This is a genomic window from Pseudoalteromonas aliena (assembly GCF_038155085.1).
GTDB lineage: Bacteria > Pseudomonadota > Gammaproteobacteria > Enterobacterales > Alteromonadaceae > Pseudoalteromonas > Pseudoalteromonas aliena_A.
In genome coordinates this window covers 1-211 of the sequence record NZ_JBAKAU010000263.1, presented here as the reverse complement: position 1 = coordinate 211, position 211 = coordinate 1, and the positions used below count along the sequence as shown (strand labels likewise).

Annotated in this window: 1 pseudogene; it reads right to left on the bottom strand. The window is 40.3% G+C overall.

Annotated elements, in window-relative coordinates:
• Positions 1 to 7: 7 nt before the first annotated feature.
• Positions 8 to 211, bottom strand: a pseudogene (locus V6260_RS19330) (leucyl aminopeptidase family protein); the annotation flags it as partial.

The following is a 211-nucleotide window of genomic DNA, read 5'->3' as shown; positions in this document are numbered from 1 at the left end:
AAAAAACTTACTTATTAAAACGATTTTTTAGGTAATTAAACACCGCGCCAATACCTAACGCTTCACCACCGGTTGGACGACCTGGTAATGCACGTAAGTTCCATGCCATTACATCAAAATGTACGCATGGAGTGGTTGTCTCTACAAATTCTTTTTAATAAAGCGCTGCAGTAATAGCACCACCAAATGGTGTGCTTGCTGAGTTTGCCTT